This is a genomic window from Allorhizobium undicola ORS 992 = ATCC 700741 (genome assembly GCF_000621665.1).
Lineage (GTDB): Bacteria > Pseudomonadota > Alphaproteobacteria > Rhizobiales > Rhizobiaceae > Allorhizobium > Allorhizobium undicola.
In genome coordinates this window covers 1-12,356 of the sequence record NZ_JHXQ01000027.1, presented here as the reverse complement: position 1 = coordinate 12,356, position 12,356 = coordinate 1, and the positions used below count along the sequence as shown (strand labels likewise).

Below are 12,356 nucleotides of genomic sequence, written 5' to 3'. Positions count from 1 at the left end.
TTTCTGTCAAAGTCTGTGATCTAAACCGGGGGCCGTTTTCAAAAGGTCTATCATGACCACTTCGGTCTCCTCGGTTGCCTCGATCGTTATCTCGGCTTCATCGGTCACGAGGCAGCCATCGCGTGGACCTATCGCAATACCGTTGACGCGAATGGTGCCGCGGGTTGGTACGAGATAGGCGCGACCCTCGGTAATCGGTTGGACAATCCTTTCCTGGACGGCCAACCGGGCAGCGAGCAGACGAACATCTGCCTCGATCTGGAGCGCTGCTGCGTCTTGACGGCTTCCGCTGGCAAGCGCAATAAACCCGCCGCTGCTCGCATCCGGCGGAAGGCTGGACGTTCCCCAATCTGGGGCTTTGCCGGGGGCGCGTGTTTCCAGCCAGATTTGAAAAAGGGTAACGGGATCGTCGTCGCGATTGTACTCGGAATGGCGAATTCCACGCCCGGCACTCATGGCCTGGATTTGCCCGCCGGTAGCCCTTCCCTTGTTTCCGAGATTGTCCTCATGGGTGATGGCGCCATCCCGCACGAAGGTAATGATTTCAACATTTTCATGCGGATGTTCCGGAAAGCCGGAATGCGGTGCGACCTCGTCGTCGTTCCAGGCCATCAGCGGTCCCAGGGTTTCGGAAGGTCCAGGCCCCATGCCGGGTGGTATGAAATGAAATTTCGTTTTCAGCCAGCCGCGTTCAACCGAAAACAGCGAATGCAAGGGTCGATGTTGTATCATGGTCGGTTTCCTGGGAAATTTCGTCGGGAATTGCGTCAAAACAACTGGTTAGCGCAATGGAGAGGAAGCTTTGTTCACCGGACGCGCGAACGGAGGCTTCTGATAAGTGCCTGGATCTGCTCACGTCGCAGCGCGACGACCACGAGGCAAAGAAAAAGCAGAACCAAAGCCGGTGCCGGAGAGGTATGCAGACGTGTGAGGTGCGCAATCGTTGCACCAAGCATGGTTGCCGAGAGCCAGAGCCCGCCCAAGGCGGTCAGGCGCGGCAAAAGCAAGGCGACCGCTCCGATGATTTCTACGCCTGCCGTGATGTACCGAAAAACCTGGCCCAAGCCTATCTGCGCAAAGTTTTCCACCATCATCGGTGCACCGGCAAGTTTGGCAGCCGCCGCGGCAAAAAAGGCGAGTGCCAGCAGAACCTGCAATATCCAGGCAATGATATGTGTTGTTCTGCCGGAGGCAGGATAGTCGGGAATTGATGGCATGACTTGGCTCCAATTTTATGGTATCAATTTGTTACCTGGTTAAAATAGATGACTGGAGCTAGCGTGCAAGAAGGCAAAAATTCCTCACATAGTCAGCCGGACCTGCCTGCTCAATCCCTTCCGGCACATCCGGGTGAGTGCGGAGGTATAAGCGAGGTACTTGCGAGGGTTGGCGACAAATGGAGCGTTCTGGTTGTCATGATGTTGCGAGACGAGCCTCGGCGGTTCAATGCCCTGAAACGCAGTATTGACGGCATTTCGCAGCATATGCTGACGTTGACGCTGCGCGGGCTGGAACGCGATGGCCTCGTGACGCGAACCGTATTTCCAACCACGCCACCGCGTGTCGATTACGCGCTGACACCCTTGGGGCATTCATTGCGTGGGCCGGTCGAAGCCCTCGGGCGATGGGCTATGGAAAATCAGCCCGCCATTCGAGCTGCCCGCCAGGCTTATGATGGCCATTTAGAGCCCTAGCGGCCTTCGTATGTTGTGTAAATGCAAGAAAAGGCCGCGCAAGGCGGCCTGAACCCGTAGCGTGGTTATTTTGCGATCAGGCGGGCATTGCCAGCACGTCCGGGTGTTGCAGCGGCGCGTCCTTGATCCAGAGCAGCGCGCCTTCTGATCCGGTGGTGGCCTTCAGCGCCTCGCCTGCGGGCAGGCGGCCCCAGCTTTGCGCTTTCATCCGTTCGCCACCGGCATCGAGGCTGCCGGAAATGACAAGGAATTCCAAACCACGCTGGTTATCGACCGTGATCGTCGTTTCTGGAAGCCAGCGCTCGATCAAGACACGTTCCTGGCCGTCGTCGAACAGAAGACGGGCGCTTTCAGCACCTGCGCGAGCGGCCACCGCTTCGCCTTCTCCCGGCTGACGGACAATCTGGGTTTCGTCGCCCTTGCGATATTGCCACAGGCGCACGAAGATCGTGCAACCGTCTTTGGCCGCAGGCACATGGGACGTGCCAGGCGGATTGCGGAAGTATGAACCTTCCGGATAGTCACCATGCTCATCCTGGAACGTGCCTTCGAGCACCAGGATCTCTTCGCCGCCAGAGTGTACATGGCGAGGGAACGCGCTTCCGGGGGCATAGCGGACGATTGTCGTGGCGCGCGCAACTTCGCCACCGACGCGGTAAAGCATCCGGCGATCGACACCTGCCGACGGGCTCGGCACCCAATCGAGGCTGGCGGAGTGGACGATAACCGGCTTTGTCAGGTCTTCATTGATCCGCATGGGTTCTTTCTCCTATCGTCAATACGATCCGGAACTTTGCTGCACCGGATTTCATCTTCTCCAAGGCTTCCTCGGCGCGCTCGAGGGGCATGATCTCGATCCGGGGTCTAACCCCGGTCAACACGCTGAAGTCGAGCGCCTTTTCGTTCTCAAACGGCGTTCCGGTCATCGAACCCATCACGCCGCGTTCTGCGCCTACCAGGTATCCCATCGAGACTTGCAGCGGGTCTTTTCCGACACCGAGAATGACGATCTGACCGCCCGGTTGCAGGGCTGGCATGATCTCGGCCACTGCGGCAGCGTTCCCGATCGTGGTAACGATTGCTTTTGCGCCGCCCATCTCCTTCAGAATTTCGGCGGCAGTCTCCTGTCTGGTGTCGATATAACGATGCGCACCCAGCGCCAGGGCGTCCGCGCGAATGTCGTCACCCCGGCCGATCGCCACGACCCGGAAGCCCATTTTCCGCGCATATTGCAAGGCCATGTGACCAAGCCCGCCAATGCCGAGAATGGCGACTGTGTCACCGGCCTCAGCGCCTGATTTTTTCAGCGCATTGAAGGTTGCAATTCCGGCGCACAGGATTGGCGCGGCCTCCACCGACGACAGCTCCTCCGGAATGGAGACGAGGCCCGTTGCCCGTGCAATCATCATTTCGGCATAACCGCCGTCGCAGGAGGATCCCACCACGGGCTGGTTGCGGCAAAGATTGAAGTGACCGCGCCGGCACTCGTTACATTCGTTGCAATGGCCACCAAGCCGTCCAACGCCGACGCGGGTTCCCACAGCCCAGCTGGATGGTGTGTTTGCGCCCAAGGCGATAATCCGTCCGACGACTTCATGGCCGGGAACACGCGGGGGCACAAGTGCCGGATCGGCCCTGTCGATGTCGCTTGCATCGGCACCGCAAATACCGCAGGCCTCGACCGCGATCAGAACCTCACCGGCTCCTGGCTTCGGAACTGGCCTCTCCACCAGTTCCAGCCTTTTGTCGTGGCCAACCTGAATGGCGCGATAGCTGCTCTTCATCGGTTGCTTCCTATACCATGGATCGTTTCGGTAAAGCTGCGTTCACCGAGAGCGATCGAAATCCTTGGCCTTATGCATGTCCGGATTGACAACCGGAAATGCACTTTTCGCGAAATGCTCCAGAGATCGTGCTCAGATCGTTGCGGAAGCATAGGATCCGGTCTGATGCGACCGGGAGATAAGATCAGTGGTGATCCGGGTTGCCGCCTCCACCGCTCCGGCCAGATAACCGGGTTCCGTTATGCTGGTTTCGCTGCCCGCGAGTGAGATGCAATCCGACCATTTTCCGTTCACCCACGGCCGCCGGTCCGGGCTCGGATGGCCGCCAGCCTGGCGGTCGTCCGCCGTCGCGGTCAAGGCATCTTCTGCCCAGTCCTTGAACAAGGTTGCGTGTGGCCGCGCAGCCTCCGGTCCGAACATCCGGGTGAGTTGCTGGACAGAGGCCGTAATAATGGCGTCACGGCCAGCGGCGGCACGTTCTGCGGCGGGTACACCCACAAAGCCGAACAGTGCGGCCTTGCCGGAGGCGGTCGTCGCATCGTGGATTTCCACGAGCGGCCCCACCATGCTCTGGCCTGTTCCCGAAAGACCCTGTTCGCGCCAGAAGGGGCGGTCATAAAGCGCGAAGAATTTTGCGTGCGGCGCCATCCAGGTCGGCGTGTGCCGCCACCGTTCCGCGGTTGCAAAGTCCAGCGCGGGGGAGAAAAGGATCCTGGCCTCGAGGAGACGCGGCGGCAAGGCGAACATCACATGCGATGCCCGCTCTTTAACCGATGAACCGCTGGCATCGAGATACTGCACCACGACACCTTCATCATCGAGCGAGACATGCGTGACCTGCGCGTTAAGCTCGATACTTTCGGCCGGGAGCCCTTCGGCAAGCGCCGAAATCAATGCGGCGGTCCCCCCGGCAAGGCGCATCGAGCGAGGCTCCTGACGCATTCCACGATAGCGTTGCGGCTGGCCCTCGGGCATCCGTTGGAAAATCACATCGCCATCGCTGTTCTGCTCGAAATACTGGAGCCCGAGGATATCGACCAGAGCACCCATCGCTGGCTGCATACCCGGCCAAAACCACGAGGGGCCAAGGTCGAAGCCATCGTCCGAAGGCTGGCCCGTGGTATCGACGGAGAGAATACGGCCCCCCAGACGGTCACGGGCTTCGAGAAGCTTGAAGCCAATGCCCGCTTGATGGAGCAGGCGTGCGGCGGTCAGACCCGCAAGGCCGCCACCAACGATCAGGATGGATTGTGACACGATAGAAATCCTCAACTGAATGAAAGAGTTGTAGCGTGGCTGCGCGTCATGCCGCCAGCCCCGCCTGCCATCTGGTATCGCGCGGTGACGAGCGCCGATGCAGGCGCCTGTCGAGCAGGAGCCGGGCTTTCGCCACGTCTCCGCTGCGCATGTATGAAAGCAGCAGCATGTCTTCGATCATCTCGCGCTGTGCACCGCTTCCGCCGATACGCACGACCTCGCCAGCCATTGGCTCGAGAATCCGGACGCAGTCGGCATAGTTTTCTTCGGCAAACGAAAGTGCTGCCCGGCATATTGCCGGCACGACCGGCCCCGCCGAGAGTGCGCTGGTCTGAACAAGGTTCGCAAGCGCCTGTACGCGCTCCTCCACGGCCGCCTTGTTGCCTACGGCCGCCGCGATCACCGCCATATGCACATCCGCAAAGGCGAAGCCCGGTTTTTGGAAATAGCTATCGGAATAACTGGAGGCTTGCGCCCATAATTGTACGGGAACCGTGTGGCCATAGGCTTGCAGACGCCACAGGAAGGATGCGGTATCGCTGACGATATTGACCGGCATTCCCTTTGACACCGATGGCTGGACATAGTCTGCATAAATCCTGAGCGCATGGGCCGGATCGTCCCGTTCCAGTGCGGCAAGGGCCGAGTGCCAGGCAATATGGCCATGGAGAATGCCGGTGCGGTCATAGCGTGGCAGCCAGCCTGAAATCAGCCTTTCAGCATCCTCGCTTGCACCGCCCTCATACATGGCGTGCGAGAGAGCGTGCGCTGCATTGGCGTTTTCGATCCGCAGTTCATAGCCACGCTCGGTGATTTTGCGGCCATGCGCCACATTGCCGTTTTCGGCATGTGCCCAGCCGAGATAGGTAAGAAACCACCAGTCATTCGCCTCGAAGCTGGCGGCGTGGCGCTCGCAAAGATCCACACGCGCCTGGTCGTGATCCGCCATGCCGGAAAAGGCAAACAGACCGAATGCGCCAAGAGGCAGCGACAGGATCAGAATATCGCGCGGCCATCGGTCTGCGTGCTCAAGTGCACGTTCCAGTGCCTTGGCCGCCTGCCCGTTGATTGCCAGCGAGAGAACCTGAACATGGCTCCGCTCCCGCTCTGTTCCATGGCGTGCGAGCAATTCCTCGGCCTTGCCTATCTTCGACTTGGCGCTTGCAATTTCAGTCCGCACCGCATGAAGCCGGGCTCGCGCAGCGTAAGCAAGCGCAAAATCCGGATCAGCCGCGATCGCCGCATCCAGCGCTTCCGCCGCACCCGGCCATGCCGAGAGCAGAAGATCCACGCCCTGGCGATAATGTTCTGCGGCCAGGTCTGATGAGGTTGACAAGCCCAGTCCACGGTTGTCCAAAGTGCTCATTCGCGATCTCCATTCGAAACGCATTCTTCGTGCATTCGGCGATGATAATAAGCGCGTGTTTGTCTGTATCGCGACAATCAGACAAACAATATCGATCAGGGGCCATGGGGCGGCTCGATCGGCGCCGTGGACCGGTTCTCACAATAGACTTGCCGGGATCGGAGGGCGAGAGCCTATGTCATAATGCTCCGCCCCCGTGTCAGTTCATTTTTCGGGAAGTGCGGCGATCGTGTCGAAAACGCGGGCCGAATAAACGAGGGCAGCACCGGCATTCAAGGCAATTGCCGTGCTCAATGTTTCGGCGATCTCGCCAGGCGTCGCGCCAAGTTCCACCGCCTTTTTTGCGTGAACGGCAATGCAGCCATCGCAACGTGTCGTGACCGCCACGGCAAGAGCGATCAGCTCGTGAAACTTCGGCTCAAGCAGGTTTGTCTTCTTCGGGCTGCTTTCAATCGTGTTGAGGCCGCGAAGGACATCCGGGGAGAGCTTTGCGATGTCGCCGACCCGGCCCATCAAGGCGTCGCGGTAGGCGTTCCAGTCTTGCATATGCATTTGCGTGATCTCTTTGCTTGCGGGGGATAAACGCAGGCCCCATCAGGCCCACGATGAAATCAAAGGCAGCATTTCCGAACACAAAGCCGGGTGGGCTTTGCGGGAAATGCCCTACAGCGCCGTGCGTTTTGTCAAACGCACAAAGAACGCTGTAAACGCTGAAACATGCGGCATGATTTTCACCCTCAATCGATTTCGATTTAAGGAATCATGCAGTAGCCTCCCCAGGGAAACGGGCCTGTGCGGGAGGCCGTCGCACGCGCGGGCGTCTTACTGACGGCCGGCCGTTACGCCACCATCGACAGGCAGGATCGCGCCGGTAATCCAGGACGCCTGCTCGGACGCCAGGAAGAGGATTGCTTCGGCCACATCGCGCGGTTGACCATTGCGGCCGAGCGGGTGGAACGAGTCAAAGGTCGGAAGAACTTCCTTTACCTGGTCGTCGGACATGAAGGTGTTGTAGACGGGCGTCTCGACCACGGCCGGGGCGACTGCATTGATACGGATCTTGTGCGGTGCCAGTTCGATTGCAAGGTTACGGACCATGGCATGAACGCCTGCATTGGCTGCCGAATAGGCGGCCGACGGGGTGGCGCCGATGGCCTGGATCGCCCACATGGAGCCGGTCTGCACGATGGCGCCGCCCTTGTCCTTCATAGCCTTGGCGGCAGCCTGCGCGGTGAAGAACTTGCCCTTGAGGATCGTATCGAGGTACCAGTCGTAGTCTGCCTCGGTCAGGTCGAGGAAGGGCTTGGGATTGAACACGCCTGCATTGTTGACCAATACGTCGAGCTTGCCAAAAGTCGAAACTGCAAGATCAACCAGCGCTGCGCCTGTCTGCGGGCTTGCAATATCGCCAGCAGAGACAACGACGTTCTTGCCGCTCGGGTCGATTTGACGGGCGGCGGCTTCGAGCTTTGCCAGGTCCCGGCCGTTGATGGCAACCTTTGCGCCTTCCGCAACAAAGCGTGCTGCGGTTTCCTTGCCGATGCCAGAACCACCGCCGGTGATGGCGACAACTTTACCTTCAAAACGCATGTTCATCTCCTTTTGTTTATCTACCGCTAGGTAGGTGAACTCATACATAGACGTTGCGCATCGGAATTGCAAGAGCTATCTATCGCTAGATAGAGAAAGGTATCGCTATGAGCAAAATGACGGATGCAATCATGGATGCGGCTGAACGGCGCATCCGGTCAAGCGGCTATGACGGTTTCAGTTTCCGAGACATTGCTGCGGATGTCGGTGTAAAGAGTGCCAGTATTCATTATCATTTTCCAACGAAAGAGAAGCTCGCCGCCGCAGTGGCGCGCCGATACACTGATCGGTTCGTGACGGCGGTGGAGCAAAGGGTCGCGGGCGGTGAGGATATTGTCCGCGCCTCCCGCGAGGTCTTTCGTGACGCCTTATGTAAAGACGGAAAAATGTGCCTGTGTGGCGCGCTTGGGGCAACCGCATCCGATCTTTCCGATGAGGTCCGGTATGAGGTGCAGCGATTCTTCAGACTGGGGCTCGACCGTTTTCAGCAGGCGGGGCTTGCGCCCGTCGATGCGGTTCGGGTGCTCGCGGTCCTGGAGGGCGCAATGCTGACCGCGAACGTGCTGGAGGACCGTTCTCTGTTCGATGCAAGCACGGAGGGACTGAATTTCGATTTCGATGAAGAAAAACAACTGGAATGAAAAATCAGGGCGCGTGCTGTGCGTTGAGGTCGCATGTCAACGTAATGGAGCATTGTCCCGAGAAAGCTGTCGTCACGATTTTGGTCCGGAAATGCGCAAAAACAAAAGCTTAGCGCGTGGCGAGCTTGACATGGCGCGCGCGCTCCAGGGTCAAGCCTCGATCTTTTGAAGTTTTGGCGGAAGAGGTGGACTGGATTAAGAAAATAAAATCAGTCAGATATTCTATCAAACCACTAATCTAACGACTACTGTTTTCTTTCGCTTTTTAATGAAAGTGTCAAACCGTTTTCGCGCATGTCAGGGCGATTGTGGCACCCTGATATTCAGCTTGGGAAGCTTCGAGAACGGGCAATAATTTCAGGCTGTCGTGTCACTGAAAACACCTCAGAAAGCGGCCGTGTCATTTCGAAAATGACACGGCCGCTGCTCATAGATGAGGCTCGGTTTGTCTGAACAGTTTCCGGCGTTTCGCTAAGCGGATTTCCGCCTCGATTATGCCGCCACCATCATCGGTGCCAGGTAAGCGCCGTTTTGACCCCACCTTCCGGATCAGCGTGCGATTGTTGATGTTGTGGCCGAACGAGGCTCCGACATATGACGATTACAGGGTTTACGCATAGCACCAGTGTGGACATGCCGGTGCAACGGTTTGAGGTTTTCACCGGAGCCTGCCGCAGGCGCGACTGGAGCGATGAGGAGAAGGATCGGATCGTCGCCGAGAGCTATAGCGGAGAGATGTCGGTGAGCGCTGTTGCGCGGCGGCATGGTTTGTCTCCCGGTCAATTGTTCACTTGGCGGCGGCAGCCGCGTCAGCAAGCGGAGCCAGCAGTGCCGCCGATGTTTGTGCCTGCGGTCATTGATCGTGCGGTAGAGCCACCTCCGCCATCGCGAACGACGATAGAGAGGCAAGCACCTCCCATTGCGGCAATCGAGCTGGAGGTTGGCGGCGCGATCGTGAGGATCGCATCTGGCACGGACAGCGCAACCATTGCCGCCGTGATCCAGGCGTTGAAGGCTCAATCGTGATTGGTCCGTCTGGTGCGGTAAAGGTCATGCTCGCCACCAAGCCTGTCGACTTCCGCAAAGGAGCGGAAGCATTGGCGGCACTGGTGAAGGCTGAGATGGGTGCCGATCCATTCTCCGGCACGATCTACGTGTTCCGGGCCAAGCGCACGGACCGGATCAAACTGATCTTCTGGGACGGCAGCGGGGTGTGCCTTGTCGCCAAGCGACTTGAGAATGGCGAGTTCCATTGGCCTCGAATGCAGGACGGCGCGATGCATCTGACCGCTGCCCAGTTCTCGGCTTTGTTCGAGGGATTGGACTGGAAACGCGTGGCAGCGCCGAGCCAAACGCGCACGCCTGTTAAGGCCGGATGACGACCGCGACCAATTGAATCAGCCGCATTCAGCCTCTCGTTCCGAGCGGCAAAATATGCTGTTCTCGACCTATGACGATGACGGCAGACGAGCTTCCGGATGACCTGAACGCGCTGAAAGCCATGGTGCTTTCGCGTGAGGCGGAGAATGTCCGCCTGCGTCAGATCATTAAGGAATTGCAGCGCCACCGCTTCGGCCGCCGTGCCGAGACCCTTCCCGAAGACCAGCTTCTGCTGGGGCTTGAAGAGGCCGAGCAGGTCGAGGCCGCCGGGCTGGAAGAGAAGGAGCAGGCGTCGAATGCTCTTCACCAGGCGCGGGTCGCCAAACGGCGCACGAACCGGGGTTCGCTGCCAGCACACCTGCCGCGCATCGAGGTCGTGGTCGATATCGATGACCATGCCTGCCCGTGCTGCCACAATGACCTGCATCGGATCGGCGAGGATGTCAGCGAGAAGCTCGACATTGTGCCCGCCCAGTTCCGCGTGCTGGTGGTGCGCCGCCCAAAGTATGCCTGCCGGGCCTGCGAGGAGGTCGTTGTCCAGGCTCCGGCCCCGGCAAGATTGATCGAAGGTGGCATTCCGACCGAGGCTACCGTCGCCCAGGTGCTGGTCTCCAAATATGCTGACCACTTGCCACTTTATCGCCAGGCGCAAATCTACAAGCGTCAGGGCATCGACCTCGACCGTTCGACGCTCGCCGATTGGGTCGGTCGTGCCGCCTGGCATCTTCGCCCCGTTCATCAGCGGTTGCTTGATCATTTGAAGTCGTCGTCCAAGCTCTTCGCCGACGAGACGACAGCACCCGTGCTCGATCCGGGGCGCGGCAAGACCAAGACCGGACAGCTTTGGGCCTATGCACGAGATGACCGGCCGTGGCAGGGCGATGACCCACCCGGCGTCGCCTATGTCTACGCGCCGGATCGCAAAGGCGAACGGCCGATGGCCCATCTCGACGGCTTCGTCGGCATCCTGCAGGTCGACGGCTACAGTGGATATCGCCCCCTCGCGGCAAAGAATACCGTGTCGCTGGCATTCTGCTGGTCCCATATTCGACGCCGCTTCTATGAGCTGGCTGCCGCTGGCCCGGCACCCATCGCCAGCGAGGCGCTCCGACGCATCGGCGAACTTTACAGGATCGAAGACGAGATACGTGGCCGGACCCCCGAGGAGCGTATCGCCACGCGCCAACAAAAGAGCCGCCCCATCATCGACAGCCTCGCTCCCTGGCTGCGTGAACAACTCGGCTACATAAGCCAGAAGACAAAGCTCGCCGAAGCAATCCGCTATACCTTGTCACGCTGGGACGGCTTGACCCGCTTCATCGACGATGGCCGGATTGAGATCGACTCCAACACCGTCGAACGATCAATCAGGCCTATTGCCCTCAATAGCAAAAACGCGCTATTTGCCGGTTCCGACGCCGGGGCCGAACACTGGGCAACCGTCGCGTCGTTGATCGAGACCGCCAAACTCAACGACGTCGAGCCGCTCGCCTATCTCTCAGACATCCTCATCAAGATCGTCAACGGCCATCCGAATAGCCAGATCGACGACCTGTTGCCGTGGGCCTACGCCGCAAACCACGATCTAAAAGCCGTGGCCTGAAAACACCGCTTACTCTGCAGGCGTTGCGATAATCGAAGTTCTGATTGGCGATGTCGTCGTGCGCGCTCCCGTCGTTGCTGACGAAGCTCATCTGCAGCGCGTGATCCGGGCGGTTCGCTCAGCATGATCCGCAACCAGGAAGAGTAAGACCTCAGGGTCAATCAACTGAGCCTGTGGCGTTGAACGGCCACCTTTAGGGGCGCATTGAAACCGGGGCCGCGTCAGCGTCCCCCTCCAGCCGCGTTGAGCGGCTCATATCTTTAAAGCCCCCGGCTTTGCCGGGGGATACTTATTGTTCCAATGTTATTCCTTGGCCAAATCCAAGAGCCTTCACTTCAGAATAATCCAAGACTCTTCTAATTGGTGTAGAGTCTGCTTTTTCAATCATAAGCTCCGAAATGAGCCCTTCATTCTGAAATAAATCTATTATAATAGGAATTCCATCTTCGTCGTAAAGCGATCCGCTCCCGATTATTTTCTGTTTCACATTGATCCTTTTATTTGTCTTAGGTGTGAGTTTCAGACCGTTTTCAAAAATACTTTCAACCAGACAATCTTCCATTTGAGCCTCGAGCGTGGAAATAAACGGCACGTCGGGCCCGACAAGCTTCCTCAACAGTATTTTCTCTTCGTAAGATAGTTGTCGCGGCATATAGGTGTCCTCTATTTTATCGGGAAATAGGTCCCAACATTTACGCTGTTCCCCCGGCCGTAGTATCGTAAGCATCCGGTGAAGGCCGCGGTTCAGGTCGCCTGAGCACTCAACGTCTTGGGTTTCCAATTCCAGGGAAGCAATTGCTCCAGCCTGCTGATCGGTGTGTCTGCAATGCTGGTGAGGACGTCGGCTAACCAGACCTGTGGATCGATGTCATTGAGCTTGGCGCTCATGATCAGTGTCGCCATGAACGCCGCACGTTCAGCACCACGATCCGATCCGGCGAAGAGCCATGACTTTCTTCCGAGTGCGAAGCCTCTGAGCGCGCGTTCGGCGGCATTATTCGTCAGGCAGATCCGGCCGTCTTCGAGGAATGACGTAAATCC

Annotated in this window: 15 protein-coding genes; 5 read left to right on the top strand and 10 right to left on the bottom strand. The window is 58.6% G+C overall.

What is annotated here, in order from left to right; all coding sequences use genetic code 11:
• Positions 1-6: 6 nt before the first annotated feature.
• Together T424_RS21400 and T424_RS0117405 are read right to left on the bottom strand one after the other, a co-directional pair.
• Positions 7-732 (bottom strand): pirin family protein, encoded by a 726-nt coding sequence (locus T424_RS21400; protein ID WP_084268569.1) that lies wholly within the window; start codon positions 730-732, stop codon positions 7-9.
• A gap of 74 nt (positions 733-806) precedes the next feature.
• Entirely contained in the window at positions 807-1,217 is a 411-nt protein-coding gene (locus T424_RS0117405) for a DoxX family protein (RefSeq protein ID WP_037068200.1), read from the bottom strand.
• Between the two features lie 48 nt (positions 1,218-1,265).
• Between T424_RS0117405 and T424_RS22285 the strand changes: the two genes are divergently transcribed.
• Positions 1,266-1,694: a winged helix-turn-helix transcriptional regulator gene (locus T424_RS22285; RefSeq protein ID WP_084268568.1), complete on the top strand. Its 429-nt coding sequence runs from the start codon at positions 1,266-1,268 to the stop codon at positions 1,692-1,694.
• 76 nt (positions 1,695-1,770) lie between these two features.
• Here the strand turns inward: T424_RS22285 and T424_RS0117390 are convergent, their stop codons facing one another.
• The 6 genes from T424_RS0117390 to T424_RS0117365 form a co-directional block, all read right to left on the bottom strand.
• Entirely contained in the window at positions 1,771-2,451 is a 681-nt protein-coding gene (locus T424_RS0117390; protein ID WP_027488863.1) for a cupin domain-containing protein, read from the bottom strand.
• A complete protein-coding gene (locus tag T424_RS0117385) occupies positions 2,438-3,478 on the bottom strand; it encodes an alcohol dehydrogenase catalytic domain-containing protein (protein WP_027488862.1) in 1,041 nt (346 codons plus the stop codon). Before T424_RS0117385 ends, T424_RS0117390 begins: the two co-directional genes overlap by 14 nt.
• Before the next feature lie 132 nt (positions 3,479-3,610).
• The gene (locus tag T424_RS0117380; RefSeq protein ID WP_407921406.1) at positions 3,611-4,735 is read right to left on the bottom strand and encodes a flavin monoamine oxidase family protein; all 1,125 of its coding nucleotides are present in this window, start codon (positions 4,733-4,735) and stop codon (positions 3,611-3,613) included.
• Positions 4,736-4,781: 46 nt separating this feature from the next.
• Complete coding sequence (locus tag T424_RS0117375; RefSeq protein WP_027488860.1) at positions 4,782-6,101, bottom strand: tetratricopeptide repeat protein; 1,320 nt, start codon at positions 6,099-6,101, stop codon at positions 4,782-4,784.
• A 204-nt stretch (positions 6,102-6,305) separates the two neighbouring features.
• Positions 6,306-6,653, bottom strand: coding sequence for a carboxymuconolactone decarboxylase family protein (locus T424_RS0117370; RefSeq protein WP_430778826.1), 348 nt, complete (start codon positions 6,651-6,653; stop codon positions 6,306-6,308).
• Positions 6,654-6,923: 270 nt separating this feature from the next.
• Positions 6,924-7,691 carry an SDR family NAD(P)-dependent oxidoreductase gene (locus T424_RS0117365; RefSeq protein ID WP_084268567.1) on the bottom strand — a complete coding sequence of 256 codons (768 nt, stop codon included), beginning with the start codon at positions 7,689-7,691 and terminating at the stop codon, positions 6,924-6,926.
• A gap of 116 nt (positions 7,692-7,807) precedes the next feature.
• Between T424_RS0117365 and T424_RS21395 the strand changes: the two genes are divergently transcribed.
• The 4 genes from T424_RS21395 (at position 7,808) to tnpC (ending at position 11,315) form a co-directional block, all read left to right on the top strand.
• The gene (locus T424_RS21395) at positions 7,808-8,332 is read left to right on the top strand and encodes a TetR/AcrR family transcriptional regulator (protein ID WP_330217737.1); all 525 of its coding nucleotides are present in this window, start codon (positions 7,808-7,810) and stop codon (positions 8,330-8,332) included.
• Positions 8,333-8,926: 594 nt separating this feature from the next.
• Positions 8,927-9,358, top strand: coding sequence for an IS66-like element accessory protein TnpA (gene tnpA / locus T424_RS0117355; RefSeq protein WP_027488857.1), 432 nt, complete (start codon positions 8,927-8,929; stop codon positions 9,356-9,358).
• A 26-nt stretch (positions 9,359-9,384) separates the two neighbouring features.
• Positions 9,385-9,711 (top strand): IS66 family insertion sequence element accessory protein TnpB, encoded by a 327-nt coding sequence (gene tnpB, locus T424_RS0117350; protein ID WP_407921405.1) that lies wholly within the window; start codon positions 9,385-9,387, stop codon positions 9,709-9,711.
• Between the two features lie 71 nt (positions 9,712-9,782).
• A complete protein-coding gene (gene tnpC, locus T424_RS0117345; protein WP_027488855.1) occupies positions 9,783-11,315 on the top strand; it encodes an IS66 family transposase in 1,533 nt (510 codons plus the stop codon).
• 289 nt (positions 11,316-11,604) lie between these two features.
• Here tnpC and T424_RS0117340 read toward each other — a convergent pair whose 3' ends face one another.
• Both T424_RS0117340 and T424_RS0117335 read right to left on the bottom strand, forming a co-directional pair.
• On the bottom strand, positions 11,605-11,967 hold the full coding sequence (locus T424_RS0117340) for a DUF6984 family protein (RefSeq protein ID WP_154664972.1): 363 nt from the start codon (positions 11,965-11,967) through the stop codon (positions 11,605-11,607).
• A gap of 92 nt (positions 11,968-12,059) precedes the next feature.
• Positions 12,060-12,356, bottom strand: a 297-nt coding sequence (locus T424_RS0117335) for a transposase domain-containing protein (RefSeq protein ID WP_027488853.1), incomplete at its 5' end; no start/stop codon positions are given.